Source organism: Halomonas sp. IOP_14 (assembly GCF_021021315.1).
Lineage (GTDB): Bacteria > Pseudomonadota > Gammaproteobacteria > Pseudomonadales > Halomonadaceae > Vreelandella > Vreelandella titanicae.
In genome coordinates this window covers 122,765-138,548 of record NZ_JAINWD010000009.1, presented here as the reverse complement: position 1 = coordinate 138,548, position 15,784 = coordinate 122,765, and the positions used below count along the sequence as shown (strand labels likewise).

Annotated in this window: 13 protein-coding genes and 1 pseudogene; 7 read left to right on the top strand and 7 right to left on the bottom strand. The window is 54.4% G+C overall.

Features of this window, described 5'->3' with window-relative positions:
• The first annotated feature begins 79 nt into the window (after positions 1–79).
• Together K7H09_RS09600 and K7H09_RS09595 are read left to right on the top strand one after the other, a co-directional pair.
• Positions 80–763, top strand: coding sequence for a DUF899 domain-containing protein (locus K7H09_RS09600; protein WP_230804516.1), 684 nt, complete (start codon positions 80–82; stop codon positions 761–763).
• Between the two features lie 183 nt (positions 764–946).
• Positions 947–1,474, top strand: a complete 528-nt coding sequence (locus K7H09_RS09595) for a GNAT family N-acetyltransferase (protein ID WP_269063975.1) — start codon at positions 947–949, stop codon at positions 1,472–1,474.
• Positions 1,475–1,528: 54 nt separating this feature from the next.
• On the opposite strand, the gene K7H09_RS09590 is transcribed toward K7H09_RS09595, so the two are convergent.
• Positions 1,529–2,416, bottom strand: a complete 888-nt coding sequence (locus K7H09_RS09590) for a LysR family transcriptional regulator (RefSeq protein ID WP_230804514.1) — start codon at positions 2,414–2,416, stop codon at positions 1,529–1,531.
• 150 nt (positions 2,417–2,566) lie between these two features.
• Between K7H09_RS09590 and K7H09_RS09585 the strand changes: the two genes are divergently transcribed.
• On the top strand, positions 2,567–3,775 hold the full coding sequence (locus K7H09_RS09585; protein WP_230804513.1) for an MFS transporter: 1,209 nt from the start codon (positions 2,567–2,569) through the stop codon (positions 3,773–3,775).
• A 109-nt stretch (positions 3,776–3,884) separates the two neighbouring features.
• On the opposite strand, the gene K7H09_RS09580 is transcribed toward K7H09_RS09585, so the two are convergent.
• Positions 3,885–4,808: a LysR family transcriptional regulator gene (locus tag K7H09_RS09580; RefSeq protein ID WP_230804512.1), complete on the bottom strand. Its 924-nt coding sequence runs from the start codon at positions 4,806–4,808 to the stop codon at positions 3,885–3,887.
• A 112-nt stretch (positions 4,809–4,920) separates the two neighbouring features.
• Between K7H09_RS09580 and K7H09_RS09575 the strand changes: the two genes are divergently transcribed.
• Both K7H09_RS09575 and K7H09_RS09570 read left to right on the top strand, forming a co-directional pair.
• Positions 4,921–6,132 carry an MFS transporter gene (locus tag K7H09_RS09575; protein WP_027959831.1) on the top strand — a complete coding sequence of 404 codons (1,212 nt, stop codon included), beginning with the start codon at positions 4,921–4,923 and terminating at the stop codon, positions 6,130–6,132.
• Positions 6,133–6,137: 5 nt separating this feature from the next.
• Positions 6,138–7,169 (top strand): aldo/keto reductase, encoded by a 1,032-nt coding sequence (locus K7H09_RS09570; RefSeq protein WP_230804511.1) that lies wholly within the window; start codon positions 6,138–6,140, stop codon positions 7,167–7,169.
• 92 nt (positions 7,170–7,261) lie between these two features.
• On the opposite strand, the pseudogene K7H09_RS09565 reads toward K7H09_RS09570, so the two are convergent.
• Positions 7,262–8,329 (bottom strand): annotated as a pseudogene (locus K7H09_RS09565) (AGE family epimerase/isomerase).
• 569 nt (positions 8,330–8,898) lie between these two features.
• Between K7H09_RS09565 and K7H09_RS09560 the strand changes: the two are divergent.
• On the top strand, positions 8,899–9,069 hold the full coding sequence (locus K7H09_RS09560; protein WP_162836261.1) for a hypothetical protein: 171 nt from the start codon (positions 8,899–8,901) through the stop codon (positions 9,067–9,069).
• A 49-nt stretch (positions 9,070–9,118) separates the two neighbouring features.
• On the opposite strand, the gene K7H09_RS09555 is transcribed toward K7H09_RS09560, so the two are convergent.
• Positions 9,119–10,651: an ATP-binding cassette domain-containing protein gene (locus K7H09_RS09555; protein WP_230804510.1), complete on the bottom strand. Its 1,533-nt coding sequence runs from the start codon at positions 10,649–10,651 to the stop codon at positions 9,119–9,121.
• A gap of 119 nt (positions 10,652–10,770) precedes the next feature.
• Entirely contained in the window at positions 10,771–12,243 is a 1,473-nt protein-coding gene (ilvC, locus tag K7H09_RS09550) for a ketol-acid reductoisomerase (RefSeq protein ID WP_027959828.1), read from the bottom strand.
• Between the two features lie 243 nt (positions 12,244–12,486).
• Here ilvC and ilvY point away from each other — a divergent pair, with 243 nt between their 5' ends.
• Positions 12,487–13,365 (top strand): HTH-type transcriptional activator IlvY, encoded by an 879-nt coding sequence (ilvY, locus tag K7H09_RS09545; RefSeq protein ID WP_230804509.1) that lies wholly within the window; start codon positions 12,487–12,489, stop codon positions 13,363–13,365.
• Positions 13,366–13,456: 91 nt separating this feature from the next.
• On the opposite strand, the gene K7H09_RS09540 is transcribed toward ilvY, so the two are convergent.
• Positions 13,457–13,588, bottom strand: a complete 132-nt coding sequence (locus tag K7H09_RS09540; RefSeq protein WP_022520569.1) for a putative transporter small subunit — start codon at positions 13,586–13,588, stop codon at positions 13,457–13,459.
• A gap of 74 nt (positions 13,589–13,662) precedes the next feature.
• Positions 13,663–15,315 (bottom strand): sodium:solute symporter family protein, encoded by a 1,653-nt coding sequence (locus K7H09_RS09535; protein WP_230804508.1) that lies wholly within the window; start codon positions 15,313–15,315, stop codon positions 13,663–13,665.
• Between the last annotated feature and the right edge of the window lie 469 nt (positions 15,316–15,784).

Genomic DNA, 15,784 nt, shown 5'->3' with positions numbered 1-15,784 from the left:
TCGGCTATTGGTATCAACCCATGAATTAGATCTTTCTGCGGAGCGAGAACAAACGGGCTTTAAAGAAGAAGGGCCAAATATGCCAACAACTAAACACCCTTTACCGCAAGTTGTCTCCCCTGAAGAGTGGGAGGCGGCACTCAACCGATTGCTCATTAAAGAAAAAGAACACACTCGGGCACGCGATGCCTTGAGCGCTGAGCGGCGCAAGCTACCCATGGTGAAAATGGAAAAGCCTTATGTCTTCCAGGGCGATGAGGGCAGCGTGTCATTCCTCGACTTGTTCGCTGGGCGACGTCAACTGATTGTTTACCATTTCATGTTTGCCCCCGATTGGAAGGCGGGGTGTGATGGGTGCTCGTGGGTGGCCGATGCCATGACGCACCCGGCGCACCTCCATGCACGTGACACCTCGCTAGTCATGGTGTCACGCGCTCCGCTAGAGAAAATCAATCAATATAAGACGCGCATGGGCTGGACGATTCCCTGGTACTCCTCTTACGGAAGCGACTTCAACGAGGATGTCGGCGCAACGACAGAGGAGGGCGAAAAGCATGGCGCGAGTGTCTTCCTCCGCGATGGAAACGACATTTATCGCACCTACTTTACCGGTGCTCGTGGCGTCGAATATTTAGGTAGCCACTGGACATACCTGGATTTGACGCCGTTTGGTCGCCAGGAAACCTGGGAGGACTCACCGGAAGGTTGGCCACAGACGAAGCCGTATGTGTGGAACCGCCGCCACGACGAGTATGACGGCTGAAACTCATATGTGAGCTAAACAACCATTGAAGTGAGGCGTTTTTTTGCAGATTGTGCATGTGTTTCAAAGGCCGTTCTGTTCAAGCGTTAGTTTGCAATCAATGGCAATTTAAGAACACCTTCCCTCCAAATGAAATCGAGGAGTGAGGATTGCCCCGGGGCCGCTTTTATCTAGAGCTTTGTTATGCAGCGTAATACGCAACCCTCCTTTAACACCAATCATCTAACGCTCCGGCCACGGAGGCTAAGTGATCTCGAAGAGTGTTTGAGAATGGATCGTGATCCAGAGGTAACGCGGTTCGTCCAGGGGCCTTGGCATAAGCCTAGCGCTCATAGAAGCTTTGTGGTTGAGCGGATTGAGCAAGTGTATCCCTCTGGGCTGGGCTATTGGACGATCCGTGATCGTGAAACAGAAAAATTCTACGGTTGGGTTCTTTTAATTCCTTACCATGTGCTAAAGCCTGAAGTAGAGATCGGTTGGCGCTTAGTCAGGGATGCGTGGGGTAAAGGGGGCGCTACAGAGGCAGCGAAGATTATTCTTGAGCATGGGCTCAACACCGTTGGGCTTCCTCGCATAGTTGCGGATATAGACCCACAGAATATTGCGTCAGCTCGCGTAGCCGAAAAAATTGGTATGAAATATGTCGAGGATCGCATCTTAGGTGGCAGTAAATTTCTTTCGTTTCAAAGCAGATCTATAGTAGCTGTATAACCTGAAGCTCAGTCTGATCACCTCGGTTTGCAATCTTATAAGGAACCGAAAAAACTAAGCCTTAAAAAGCTCTTCAACCAAAAAATCAATAAATACCCGTAGTTTGGGGGCCAAGTGTTTGCTGGAGGGCCATAGCATGCGAAATGTTCCTTGATGCTCGATATGCTCATTCAGGACAGTAACCAGCTCTCCCTTACTGATAGCTTCTCTCACCATAAAGTCCGGTAGGCACGCGATGCCCAGTCCTGCACGGGCCACTGCGATTAACGCTTCAGAGGTGTTGCACACCATGGCTGTATTTAGCGTGGGAGTTGTTTCGTTGCCAACTGCCCGAAGCGGCCAAGCCTCATATTTACCGGTACTGGGAAACTTGTGCTGCAAACAAGCATGATCGACCAAGTCAGCGGGTGTTTGTGGGTGACCGCGCTGGGATAGATACTCCGGTGAGGCCACAAGCACCAGGCTATAGTTCCCAAGTGGGCGTGACATCAAACGAGAATCTGCTGGCTCTCCGGTGCGAATAACGGCATCGAACCCTTCCTCGATTACATCTACCATCCGGTCTGAAAAATCCACATCTAGCTCGATCAAAGGATAACGATGCATAAAGGAAGTCAGCACTGGCATCACAAGCTGCCCAACGAGTGGAAAACTCACCCGAAGTTTGCCCTTGGGCTCCGTATGTATCTCTGACAACTCCAGTTCTGCTGCTTCCACCTCGCTTAATATACGACGGCAGCGCTCAAGAAAGAGTACTCCCTCCGCCGTCAACGTGATACTGCGAGTGCTTCGATGAAGTAAACGAACACCCAGGCGAGTTTCTAGTCGGGCTACGCTTTTTCCTACTGCTGAAGAAGACACGCCCAGGTTTCGCCCAGCTGCAGAGAAGCTACGGGTTTCAGCCGCCTGTACGAAGTACTCAATGCCGCTTAATACATCCATATTTTTCCATTAAGGAATTTTGTTCCGATATATTCGGAAAATTAGCATTATTCTCCTAATTACTCAATATGCCTAATGTGAGTGCCTATTCTCACATGCGGTAGGTAAGCGTGCTTTAGCACCTGAATCTTCGCTTTAGACGGGGCAATAATGATGTCTACATCGGAAATGAGTAACTTAGATCGGGAGAGAAGCGAAACCGAACAATCGGATCGACTGCCCATTACGGCTTTGCTCGCACTTGCATTAGCGGGTTTCGTGACTATCTTGACCGAGGCTTTGCCAGCGGGCCTGTTGCCCCAGATCGGAGCAGGACTGGAGGTTTCAGAATCTCTTGCGGGACAACTTGTTACCCTCTATGCCATCGGCTCCTTAGTAGCCGCTATTCCATTGATGGCAGCCACGCAGGGGGTGCGGCGTAGGCCCTTATTGCTGGCCGCTATCGTGGGCTTTGCTATCGCCAATACGATCACGACGCTTTCAACGAGCTATATCTTGACGATGATGGCCCGATTTCTCGCTGGTGTAGCAGCAGGCCTATTGTGGGCTCTATTGGCAGGCTATGCCGCTCGAATGGTGCCAGAGCATTTAAAAGGGCGCGCTATTGCTATTGCGATGGTGGGAACACCATTGGCACTCTCTTTGGGTGTCCCGGCTGGCACGTTTCTAGGCACACTGATGGGGTGGCGCGCTTGCTTTGGAATAATGACGCTTATGGCGCTGATCCTGATCGTGTGGGTTCATACAAAGGTGCCTGACTTCGCGGGTCAATCCGTTGGTAAGCGGCTAACGCTTAGGCAGGTATTCACCCTTCCAGGTATTCGTCCGGTGCTATTTGTAGTACTGGCCTTCGTGCTCGCGCATAACATCCTTTACACCTATATCGCTCCTTTTTTGGCTGATGCTAATCTGGCTGAGCGAACCGATCTGGTCTTGCTGGTATTCGGTATTGCTGCGTTGGTCGGCATTTGGGTCATTGGCGTGTTGATTGATCGCTATCTTCGTGTAATGACGCTCGCCAGCACCTCCCTGTTCGGGGTAGCGGCACTGATGCTTGGTATCGCAGGTGATATGCCTGTTGCCATTTATGTAGCTGTCGGCGCCTGGGGACTCGCATTTGGGGGAGCTGCCACGCTGTTCCAAACAGCTCTCGCCAAGGCGGCTGGAGAAGCGGCAGACGTTGCGCAATCGATGCTGGTTACTGTCTGGAACTTGGCTATCGCTGGCGGTGGTGTCATCGGCGGCGTGCTTTTGGATCGCTTTGGTGCTGGTGCTTTCCCGCCCGCGCTCTTGGTGTTACTGACGGCAACTCTGTTGGCTGTCTGGGCCGCTCGAAAGCATGGTTTTCCAGTTTCGTAGCGTTAAACAGGACGACCGCTGGGTGAAAACTTTTTGATAGGCAAGATTGGTGAAAAGCACTGGTCGGCTCACATCGATGGATCCATCTCGATCTAGATGCAATTGACACTTACTGATCTTCCCGCCGCAACGCCCAGACAGGATGTTCAGCGAGCCGCTCTCCCAGAAACGCCACAAACGCCCGCACCCGAGGTGGCACCAACTGGCGCTGGGGCATCACCGCGTAGATGCTGGTTTCCGTTAACCGGTAATCCGGCAATACCACGCTCAATTGACCGCTGTGCAGGTATTCGTGGATGTGCCACACCGAGTGCTGTGCGATGCCCAAGCCGCCGAGTACCCCTTCGGTGAGCATTTCTCCCTGATTGCTGCGTATGCGGCCGCCTACCTGTACTGCCTCGCTTTGCCCTTGTTTGTCGGTGAGATGCCAGATGTCCTGCCGACGCCGATTGCTGGAAAGTACCAGGCATTGGTGATCGACCAGGTCGCTGGGGCGTTGCGGGGTGCCGTGGCGGGCCAAGTAGCCGGGAGAGGCGCACAGTACCCGCTCGTCGTCGGCCAAGCGCCGGGCCACCAGGCTGGAGTCTTCCAGAATGCCGATGCGAATGCCCAGGTCATAGCCCTCGCCGACCAGGTCGACCACCTGATCCGTCAGGCTGACATCCAGGTTCAAGCGGGGGTAGCGGTTAAGGAACTCGGGTAACAGCGGTGAAATGTACTGACGCCCGAAGGAGTGGGGCAGAGTAACTCTCAGGGTGCCGGTGACGTTGTCGGCGCCGCTGCGTAGATCCTGGGTGAGTGCTTCCAGCCCCTCCACTAGATCGCGGCCCTGTTCCGCCAGTGCCAGCCCCTCGGGGGTGGGGTGAAGGCGTCGGGTTGTGCGGTGCAGTAGTCGTACATTGAGGCCCTTTTCCAACCGCTGCAGACGTTGGCTGGCCACGGCCACCGAGAGGTCAAGGCTGCGGGCGGCGGCGCTGATCGTACCCAGATCCACCACGCGAAGAAAGAGAGCGATGTCGCTTAGACGATCCATGATGGTCTCATTATCAATAAAATATTGAAAGTCATTAAAGATACTAAAGGTATCAAGGAGGGTGATGCAGGTCTAGCATTCGCCTCATCATTCCCTGATGGACGTTTTGATGATGACTTCAACCTCTTCGCGCCCGATCCCCTGGGCGCTCTACGCTTTGACCATTGGTGCCTTCGGCATCGGCACCACCGAGTTCGTGATCATGGGGGTGCTGGAGCAAGTGGCCGCCGATCTGGATGTGAGCATCCGCCAAGCGGGCCTGCTGATCTCCGGATATGCCCTGGGTGTGTTCGTGGGCGCGCCGTTGCTCACCATTGCCAGTGCCCGCTGGCCTCGCAAGAAGGTGCTGGTGGCGTTGATGGTTATTTTTACCCTCGGCAACCTGGCCTGCGCGCTGGCTCCGAACTACTCGATGCTGATGGTTGCCCGGGTGGTGACCTCCCTAGCACACGGCACTTTTTTCGGCGTCGGTTCGGTGGTCGCCACTGGCCTGGTGGCGCCGGACAAACGGGCCAGTGCCATCGCCACGATGTTCACCGGCTTGACCGTGGCGACGCTGCTGGGCGTGCCCGCTGGCGCTTGGCTGGGGCACGAATATGGCTGGCGCACCACCTTCTGGGCAATCACCGGTGTGGGCGTACTGGCGACCCTGGTGATCGCCCTCATGGTGCCTCGCGACAGCGGTGACGGAGAGGTATTGGGTTGGCAAAAGAGTCTGGCGTCGATCGGTCGACCCACGGTGTTGCTGGGGTTGCTGATGACAGCGCTTGGCATCGCCGGGGTGTTCACCGTGTTTACCTACATCCAGCCGATGCTGACCGGCATCGCCGGTTTCTCCCAGGATGCGGTGTCGCTGATTCTGCTGGTATTCGGCGTTGGCATGATCGTCGGTAACCTGCTCGGCGGGCGTCTCGCGGATCGGGGGCTGGCACCGGCCCTGATTATCACATTGGCAGTGCTGGCGGCGGTGCTGGGTCTGTTTCCTTTTGCGCTCGGCTATCAGTGGACAACGGTGGTCTTCGTCGGCCTGCTGGGCATGGCCGGTTTCGCTACGGTGGCGCCCTTGCAACTGTGGGTACTTAACCGGGCGGAAGGCGCGGCCAGCCTGGCGTCCAGCTTCAATATCGGTGCGTTCAATCTGGGCAATGCCATTGGTGCGGGCTTGGGCGGTGTGGTGATTGAGCGCAGCGGCAGCTTTACCGCCGTGCCTGGCGCCGCCGCACTGGTTGCTCTTACCGGACTGGCGGTGGCCGTTTGGGCCATCAAACGTGAGCATGGCGAGTCCCTTCGGCCCGCCCCGGCAATTTCCTGCGAACAGGAGTGAGTGTGATGGAATATCGTTATCTAGGGCGGTCTGGTTTCAAGGTGCCTGCATTGGGTTTCGGGGCCGGCACCTTCGGTGGCAAGGGGCCGCTGTTCAGTGCCTGGGGCAATACCGATGTTGAGCAAGCGAAGCGGCTGATCGATATATGTCTGGACGCTGGGGTCAATCTGTTCGACTCCGCAGATGTTTATTCCGATGGTGCATCGGAAGCGATCCTTGGTGCGGCGATCAAAGGCCGTCGTGACCGGGTGATCGTGTCCACGAAACTGTCACTACGCAGCGGGGATGACGCCAATGACGTGGGCAGCTCTCGACACCACTTGATCCGCGCCACCGAGCGCGCACTAAAAAGGCTGGGAACCGATTATATCGATGTGCTGCAACTGCATCACTTCGATGCCATGACCCCGGTGGAGGAGGTGATGTCCGCACTGGATGATCTGGTGCGGGCTGGTAAGGTTCGCTACTTAGGGGCATCCAACTTCTCTGGTTGGCAGTTGATGAAGTCCCAGAGCGTTGCCGAGCGTTATGGCTATGTGCGCTTCGTGGCGAACCAGACGTATTACTCCCTGGTGGGCAGGGATTACGAGTGGGAGCTGATGCCGTTGGGGCAGGATCAAGGCCTGGGTGCTCTGGTGTGGAGCCCGCTGGGCTGGGGCCGCCTAACCGGTAAGATTCGTCGCGGCCAACCACTGCCCGCCGGGAGCCGTCTTCACGAGACCGAAGGATTCGCGCCACCTGTGCCGAATGAAAGACTGTACCGGGTACTGGACGTGCTATTCGAGATCGCTGACGAAGTCGGCAAGAGCGTGCCCCAGGTAGCGATTAACTGGTTGCTGCGCCGTCCGACGGTGTCATCGGTTTTGATAGGTGCCCGGGACGAAAACCAGTTACGGCAGAATCTCGGTGCGGTTGGCTGGCGCCTTGATGAGTCTCAGGTTGCACGATTAGACGTGGCGAGCGCGGTAACTCCGCCTTACCCCTATTATCCCTATTGGAACGGCCAGTTCGCTGAGCGTAATCCACCACTGGTATGACTGAAATAAACTGAAAAAGCCGGGCCCACGACAGGCACGGCGACTGAGGGGTGACCACCTCGGGTGAACGTTGCACTATTTATTACAACCAGTTACAACCGGTGGACGGTTAACGCTAGGTTGGGGGCTAAGGGCAACCGTGGCAGCAACGTGGACTGGTAGGCATGGTAGAGATCGGGTTTGACGTCGCCTTCGGCGGGGTCGATCTGCAACTCACCGTTGAGCTCCTGGTGCCAGCCGCCCCGTTTACGATCGATAAAGAGAGTGTCGATCGCATCCCAGAGTTGCCGATACCAGTGCTCGTAGTGGGCCTCGCCGGTGCGCTGTAGGAACGCGGCCGCCGCGCCCGCCGCCTCGGCGTGGGTTCAGTGGCGTCGCCGCAGGGAGTGCGGGTTACCCTCCCAATCGACGGTATATACCAGCCCCGGGGCGCCGTCGGTATTCCAGCCATCGCGCAGGCTGGCGTCAAATAGCGCCGCAGCGTCGGTGAACAGCCAAGCAGGAACCGTTCGGCCGCGGGATTGCAGCGATGCTTCCAGGTGCAGCATCAAACGCGACCACTCAAAGCCGTGCCCCGGCGTAGCGCCATAGGGGTAGAAGCCGTCGTCAGGGCGGTCGGCGTTGTGTTCCGGCCACTCCGACCAGTCGCCGTGAAAATGCTCGAGGATGCGGTATTCCCGGGGAGCCGCGTGGCGGTGAATCAGTCGTTCGACGATGGCCAGCGCCCGATCAAGCCACAGCGGTTCGTCGCGCACATCGGCTAGGGCCAAGCACAGCTCTACGCCGTGCATGTTGCTGTTACCGCCGCGGTAGTCGCTCAGTTCGCTCCAGTCCTGGCTGAAACTCTCGACGAAAGCTTGCTCATCCATCGACCAGAAGCGGGTGTCGATCACCCCAATGGCCTCTTCGAGCAGAGCAGCCGCGCCGGGAATATCGGCGTGGGTCGCAGTGGCGGCACCGAGGGCGACGAAGTGATGGGTATAGCACTGCTTAGTGCGGTCGTCGCTGGTGGCGGGGTCGGCCCCGAACCAGCCGCCGTGTTGCTCGTCGTGCAGCTTACCTTCCAACGCGCGAATAGCATGCTCGGCCAGCGCGGCAGCGCCCGGCACGCCCTGTAGCGCTGCTAAGGCACAACTATGCGCCATGCGCGCGGTAAGCATGGTGTCGGCCACGGCGTCGTCGGGTATGCGCCCGTCACCATCGAGCGGTGCGAAGCCGCCGGAGTCCAGACGCGCCTGGCGGTGGAACTCAAACAGCGCGGGCCCTTCGCGGGTCAGCCAGAAGGGTGGGTGGCGCTATCGAGCCAGCGCCGGGGCTTTTGATCGGTGTCATGGGGCTTTGTGCCGTGGTTCATTGCATCCATATCTTTATGTGATCAAGAGGGCGTGACGATGGGCCACCGTTGGGGTGGATCGTTTGGCCGCTGACGAAGGCGGCCTTGCTACCGGGCAGTGTCTGCGACTGGGCGTGGATCCTGAGCTTGCTAACAATATTCACCTCCGTGTGATGCGTGAAGGCACGGCAACAGGCTGCGCCTGCATCCAACGTAGACCTTGATCTATATCATCACAAGGTCGATGATCTCTTGAAGGCTATGCGCGTTGCGTCGCTCAGGTGTGCGGATCGAAAGTAACCGTTCGCTTTGAGACTGATTAATTCCAAAACCTAACAAGCCTGTTGAGCGACATTAGTCGCCCAAGTCCTAATTATTATTTACTGGATATGTTTCATGTCGAAGAAAGTAGTTATGTTTGAATACGAGAAAGAAACCAAAAACAGCGTTCGCTATAAAGAAGTGCCTGATGAAGGAACGGCGCCTATCGTGGGTACTCTGTATGTTCAGAAATGGTTTGCTGGCGATAGCAAATCGATTGAGGTAACGATAGACAAAAAAGACTAGCTGGCTGGCCATTTTTCAGTATAGTTAATGATATTAACTATTTGAAAAATTAGTTATTTTTCTCCAGTCCTAAATAATGCTCTATGCCTGTTATCTGATCTTCCGCGTGGTGGTTGACGTAGAGCACGGTGGTTTCTGAGCCCTGGCAGATTTTCTCGATCAGGGCGAGGACCAGTTGGCGGTTTATGTCGTCCAGGCCAAGGCAAGGTTCATCTAGAATCAACAGGGGCGGATGTTTGACCATGGCGCGGGCAATGAGTAGCAGGCGCTGGTCGCCGTACGAGAGTTTGTTAAACGGCTGGTCGGCGCGGTCTTGCATGCCCAGTAGTTCGAGCCATTGGTCGGCAATTTTTTTCTGGCTGTCAGTGGGCTTGGTGTACATGCCGATGCTGTCGTAGAAACCGGAAATAATCACGTTTTTGCAGCTGGTGCTAACCCGGTATTCCCACTGCAGGTTAGTGGATACATAGCCGATAAACTGTTTAATCTGCCAGATGCTTTCGCCGTTACCGCGCTGGAAACCAAACACGAAAATATCGTTGGTATAGCACTGCGGATGATCGCCGGTGATCAACGATAAAACGCAGGTTTTGCCGCTACCGTTAGGGCCGCTCAGTTGCCAATGCTGGCCCCGTTCTATCGTCCAATCGAGCTTATCGACAATCACGGTGTCGCCGTATTGGATGGTCGCTTGCGTTAGTTTTACTAATGGCTGGCTCGGGTCGAGAGCGGGTAGCTTATTGGTGGGGTCGGCCTCCGGCACGCTTAGGTCGGTGGTTTTCAAATGCAGTAATTGGTAGAGCTCATTAAAGGCGGCGTCGTCCAGACGATCTACCGTGAGCTTCAAGCGGCCTTTGTCGCCACTCTGTTTATCCCCTCTCTTTTTATTCCCACTATTGTTATCCGAACGGTCTTTATCCCCACGTTCTTTATCTAAGTAGGCCACATGGGTGATGAAGTCGGGCATTTCATCAAAGCGATTCAGCACCATGACCATGGGAACGGTGTCGATGATAGAGGCTAGATGTGCTTGCAGCATGGCGAGCGTGTCTACATCCAGGCCATCGAATGGTTCGTCTAAAATAAGTAAATCAGGCTTGTTGGCCAGCGCGCGAATCAGCATGACTTTGCGGGTTTCACCGGTGGAAAGTTTACGAAACGCGCGATCGAGCAGTTTCCCTAGGCCAAATTTCTCGACCAAGGATTGGGCAAGTTCAGTGTCTTGGCAGTGGTCGAAAATCATTTCACTGACGGGAGTGCCGAGTGAAATGACGTCCATAATGTCGGCGTCGTCTTTTTTCAACTCTTGGGCGATGAGCTCTGCCTGTGCTTCAAAAGAGACGATTTCCACGTTGTTGGGAAGGCCTTGAATGCTTCCGCTCTGGATGTCACCAATGCCCGCGAGCGCAGCAGCAAGGGCGGATTTACCTGCGCCATTGGGGCCAGTGATAACCCAATGCTGTTCTGGCGTAATGGTCCAATCAATCTCGCTTAGTGTGAAACGATCATCAAAGCTAACCGTCGCTTTTGTTAGGCGGATATGGTTTTGGTGAATATCGTCTAGGCGGGTTAACGAATCCATTACTCTCTTCCTTACGCTGTTCGGGGAACCAAAAAAGCCGAGCATATCGTGATGATATCTCGGCTTTTTTTGACGGCTTAGGTTTTGATGACCTGAACGTCTATCGTTTAATCAGGCGATTAAACGATTTTTTTCATGTCAGCCATGTAGCCACGAAGAACCGAGCCAACGGCTTCTACGGGGTGTGAACGAAGGGCAGTGTTAACTTCGATCAGGCGTGCGTTATCAACGCCGTTGTCGTCTAGCGAAAGCCCTTTACCGATCACATCGGATTTGATGCCTTTCATAAAGTCTGCCAACAGTGGCACACAGGCGTGGTTGTAGAGGTAGCAACCGTATTCCGCCGTATCAGAGATAGTCGCGTTCATTTCGTACAATTTCTTACGCGCGATGGTGTTCGCGATGAGCGGCGTTTCGTGTAGCGACTCGTAGTAAGCCGATTCAGCGATGATGCCCGCCGCTGTCATGGTTTCGAAAGCAAGCTCAACACCGGCTTTCACCATAGCGACCATCAAAATGCCGTTGTCGAAGAACTCTTGCTCAGAGATTTCTACATCGCCAGCGGGTGTTTTCTCGAAGTTCGTTTCAGCCGTTTCTGCACGCCATTTTAGAAGGTTCGCATCATCGTTCGCCCAGTCTTCCATCATCGTTTTAGAGAAGTGGCCACTCATGATGTCGTCTTGGTGTTTGTTGTACAGCGGACGCATGATGTCTTTTAACTCTTCAGAAAGATCGAACGCTTTGATCTTCGCTGGGTTAGAAAGACGATCCAGCATGTTCGTCACACCGCCGTACTTCAGTGCTTCGGTGACTGTTTCCCAGCCGTATTGAATCAAACGTGAGGCGTAGCCCGGGTCGATACCTTCTTCGACCATCTTGTCGAAGCAAAGCAGGGAGCCCGTTTGCAGCATGCCGCAAAGGATCGTTTGCTCGCCCATCAGGTCGGATTTCACTTCCGCGATGAAAGAGGACATCAGCACGCCCGCTTTATGGCCGCCAGTACCTACTGCGTAAGCTTTGGCGAGCGCAAGGCCTTCGCCTTTGGGGTCATTGTCTTCGTGAACAGCGATCAAGGTGGGAACACCGAAACCACGCACGTATTCAGCGCGAACTTCAGAGCCAGGGCACTTCGGTGCCACCATGATGACGGTTAAGTCGTCGCGAATTTTCATGCCTTCTTCTACGATGTTGAAACCGTGAGAGTAAGACAGGCAGGCGCCTTCCTTCATCAGCGGCATCACTGTGTTCACTACTGAAGTGTGCTGCTTATCAGGGGTGAGGTTCAAAACAACGTCTGCGGTGGGGATCAACTCTTCGTAAGTTCCTACCACAAAACCGTTTTCAGTGGCGTTTTTCCAGGACTGGCGCTTTTGCTCAATGGCTTCAGGACGCAGTGCATAAGAAACATCTAGGCCGCTGTCACGTAGGTTCAAACCTTGGTTAAGGCCTTGTGCGCCACAGCCGATAACCACCATTTTTTTGCCTTTTAGCGCTTCGACGCCATCAGCAAACTCAGCGGTGTGCATGAAGCGGCATTGCGCTAGCTGAGCCAATTGCTCGCGTAGCGGTAACGTATTGAAATAGTTAGCCATCGTTAGCATCCTAATTTTATGATCAATGTGTCGGTGTAAGGTACACCGATATTAAAAAGGTGACACCGTCGCTAGGGGGAAACGCTAGCGCCATGTCGGTAAGAGCATGTGATGAGAGGTAATGTATAGAAGAGTGACTCTTTCTTAAATTGATATATTTGCAATAACACGTCCCATTTTTCGCAACTGTCGGTTAGTATTCGGACATCGCCACAAGCGCAGTCGCGGAGCGTCGGTCTTATTATGAATATTAAACTTTTAAAACAATTCCTTGCCCTGGCAGAAACGCTGCATTTTGGACGCGCCAGCGATGAGTGTCATATCAGCATTTCTGCGCTGTCGCGCAACATTCGTCATTTAGAAGACGAGCTGGGTGTACCGCTGTTTAATCGCGACAATCGAACCGTGGCATTGACTCAGGAAGGCCAGAAATTTCTTAAATACGCGCGCGATACCAGCAGCCAGTGGAACTTGATCCGCCATGAGTTAACTGACAACTCTGATCAATTAAGCGGTGAAATCAGCTTGTACGGTTCAGTCACCGCGAGCTACAGTTTTCTGTACGAGCTGCTGCGCCGCTTTCGTATCGCCTATCCTGCGATTGAAATAAAGCTGCGCACGGGGGATCCAGAACACGCGATTGCGCATGTTCTGGACGGTAAAGAAGACCTCAGCATCGCGGCACGCCCCGCAAACTTACCTCGCGGGTTAGCATTCAAGCCCATTGCCACGTCGCCTTTGTTATTTATCGCACCACTTGAGCAGCAAGTGCCAAATATTCCCACGACCTCGCCAACCGCACCCGAAGAGTGGGCGAGTATCCCGATGATTTTATCTGAAAGCGGTGTCTCAAGAACTCGTGTGGACGAATGGTTTCGCCAACGCGATATTGCCCCGCGCATTTATGCACAGGTCACGGGCAATGAGGCGATTGTAAGTATGGTGAGCTTGGGCTTCGGCATTGGCGTAGTGCCAAAAATTGTGCTCGATAACAGCCCATTGAAGGATCGTATTCGGGTGCTTGATGTGAAGCCTGAGCTGGAACCCTACGATATTGGCTTGTTTACGTTAAAGAAAAACTTAAAAAACCCGCTGGTCGATGCATTTTGGAGCTTGATGTAGGGTTACAAACCACGGCAATCCTTTGCCGCATCTCTTTTCCTTGCCTCTATTTTCCTTAACCACTGTTACTGTTCATCGATGAAGAGCTACATCACACCAGTTCACGCTTATCACGTCGTGCAATGCGAATGTCTTTGACGGTGGCGATGCCAATCACCGCGAAGATGACAAGTGAGATCAACGGCCAGATCAGTACATATAACGCCAAGATAAAGGTTTGCATGCGCTTTCCTATTGTCTGGCTGGTGCGCTTGGCGCACCAGCGGATGAAGTGATGAATCTAGCGTGGCGCTGGACTTAGCCTTGCGTCGCAGGTTTGGTCGGGTCGTAGTTGATCACTTTCTGATCGATCTGCGAGAAGTCGAACTTACTGGAACTCATCAGGCTGACCGCGATGCAGAAGATGGTGCTGACGCCGTAAGCCATTAAGGAAGCCAGCAGCACGGTGTAGTCCCGCAGGAATCCGACGCAGAAGTAGGCCAGCACAATGGCGCAGAGTGTGCCGAAAACCAAACCAATTCTGCGCCCACAGAAGCCGAAGGCCATCAGACCGAGCACCACACCACCGCCGACGGCGGCGAGTAGTTCAAACAGCCCCGCAGTGACGCCAATCATCGGTACTAGCTCGAATCGTGCGACACAGAACATCACCAAGCCCGCGATGACAGCGGAGGTGAAGGCCTTGTTGGTGACTCGATCCCAGAAGCAACTGGCGATGACCGGGAACACAATTGCACCCCACAGCGCACCAACGAAGACCAGCATGATCAGAATGTCCATCGAGAAGCTGGCAAGAACCACCCCGATCAGCGTCGCGACGATCATGGTTAACCGGCCAATAAACAGCATCTTGGTCGGGTCGGGCTTGTTTTTGGCAATGTTTTTACCGTAGACATCGGCCATCACAATCGCCGACATGGCGGAAAGATCCGAGTCAGCAGTGGAGGAGAGCGAACCGATCACCAGAATAAAGAACAACCCGATAAACACCGGTGAGAGGTACATTGAAACCATCTGCGGAATCAGATTGTTCATGTCGCCATCGATCGGCTCCATGCCGGTCATCAATGCCATCAAGCCGATCATGCCAAGACCAATGACAATGGCACCATAACCAATGGTCGCGGTGATAAAGGTCGGTTTGATATGATCTTCACGCACGGCGAATAGGCGCTGGGAAATGGTCTGGTTGCCAATGGCGTATGCCAGCACCGCTACAAAGAAGGGCGCACCTTGATTGAGGATCGCGTCCATCGAGAACAGGTTGGCTTGTTCTGGCGTAAGAAGACTCATGCCGTCTGACAGCGTTTCCGGGCCGCCGAGAGCAAACATTACCGCTGGAATAATCAGGATGGCCACGGCCATCATCGCCATCAGTTGGGCAAAGTCCGTCAGCACTGAGGCGCGGAAGCCTGACCACAGCGTATAGGAGAGCACCCCGACCCCAGCAATAACCACACCGGCCTGGAAAGAGAGGGGCGAAAGCACCGAAACCAGCGCGCCGGAAGCGGTGAAGTTGACCATCAGGCTGATGATGCTGCCCAGGATGTTGGAGGAGGCAAGAATCATCTGGCTGGAAGAACCATGGCGGGCATGGATAAGCTCACCCAGGGTGTGCGCATTGGGCGCCAGTTTGCGAAAACGTCGGCCAAAGGGGTAGATAAACAGAATCATCAGCGCGCCCCACAGCCCGTAATGTAAAGGGCCGGAAATGCCATAGGTATAACCCGAGGTGGCGGCGCCGTAGAACGAGGCTGCCCAGATCCAGGTGGCGGTCATGCTGGCAGCGCCAAGGCCAAAGCCGATCTGGTGATTAGACACCATAAAGGCGTCAGTATTTTCCTTTTTCTTCTTGATCAGCAAGGTCAGCAGGTAAGTGCCGCCGTAAAAAAACGCCAACAAGGCGAGCACAGTCACGGTCGAGAATTGATAGAAACTTTCTTCGTTCATTGAATACCCATAGGCTTTGCAGCCCTAGCATCCTAAATAGCAACCACAGTTCCCTTGAAGGAGTGGCCGCGACAGGACGTAAGCAAAAAACAGAACATCTTTCTAGGTATGTCTGTAGCGAGATGATATCGCGGTTGGCGATCAGGTCGTGCAAGTGTCAGGCGCTGGAAACGCCTTAAATAGGGAGGCAGATGGACTTCCACAGTGAATCGCAACAAAGCGCTGGGGGAGTCGATCCGGAGGGCTACCCTACTCCCTTAAGCTCGAACAGTACAGGTTGAAGCCCGGCTCGTCGGGAATCAGCAGGCGGGTCAGCTACGCCGTGCCCTGAAAAGGCCACAGGTATGCTCAGCATTTTAGTACCTGCGCAATGTAGCAAGTTTCGGGTCGGCGCCAGGTAAAAGGCTTCTTATGATCTTCGCTGTTGGTGGGGGAATTTCCCCTTTTTCTGAACAGTGATGGAGGTCAT

Bases quoted from the DNA above. Each gene is read 5' to 3' on its own strand.
- K7H09_RS09555 (WP_230804510.1), bottom strand. From the start codon at position 10,651: ATGGATTCGTTAACCCGCCTAGACGATATTCACCAAAACCATATCCGC.
- K7H09_RS09575 (WP_027959831.1), top strand. From the start codon at position 4,921: ATGACTTCAACCTCTTCGCGCCCGATCCCCTGGGCGCTCTACGCTTTG.
- K7H09_RS09580 (WP_230804512.1), bottom strand. From the start codon at position 4,808: ATGGATCGTCTAAGCGACATCGCTCTCTTTCTTCGCGTGGTGGATCTG.
- K7H09_RS09600 (WP_230804516.1), top strand. From the start codon at position 80: ATGCCAACAACTAAACACCCTTTACCGCAAGTTGTCTCCCCTGAAGAG.
- K7H09_RS09590 (WP_230804514.1), bottom strand. From the start codon at position 2,416: ATGGATGTATTAAGCGGCATTGAGTACTTCGTACAGGCGGCTGAAACC.
- K7H09_RS09540 (WP_022520569.1), bottom strand. From the start codon at position 13,588: ATGCAAACCTTTATCTTGGCGTTATATGTACTGATCTGGCCGTTGATC.
- ilvY (WP_230804509.1), top strand. From the start codon at position 12,487: ATGAATATTAAACTTTTAAAACAATTCCTTGCCCTGGCAGAAACGCTG.
- K7H09_RS09560 (WP_162836261.1), top strand. From the start codon at position 8,899: ATGTCGAAGAAAGTAGTTATGTTTGAATACGAGAAAGAAACCAAAAAC.
- K7H09_RS09595 (WP_269063975.1), top strand. From the start codon at position 947: ATGCAGCGTAATACGCAACCCTCCTTTAACACCAATCATCTAACGCTC.
- K7H09_RS09570 (WP_230804511.1), top strand. From the start codon at position 6,138: ATGGAATATCGTTATCTAGGGCGGTCTGGTTTCAAGGTGCCTGCATTG.
- K7H09_RS09535 (WP_230804508.1), bottom strand. From the start codon at position 15,315: ATGAACGAAGAAAGTTTCTATCAATTCTCGACCGTGACTGTGCTCGCC.
- K7H09_RS09585 (WP_230804513.1), top strand. From the start codon at position 2,567: ATGATGTCTACATCGGAAATGAGTAACTTAGATCGGGAGAGAAGCGAA.
- ilvC (WP_027959828.1), bottom strand. From the start codon at position 12,243: ATGGCTAACTATTTCAATACGTTACCGCTACGCGAGCAATTGGCTCAG.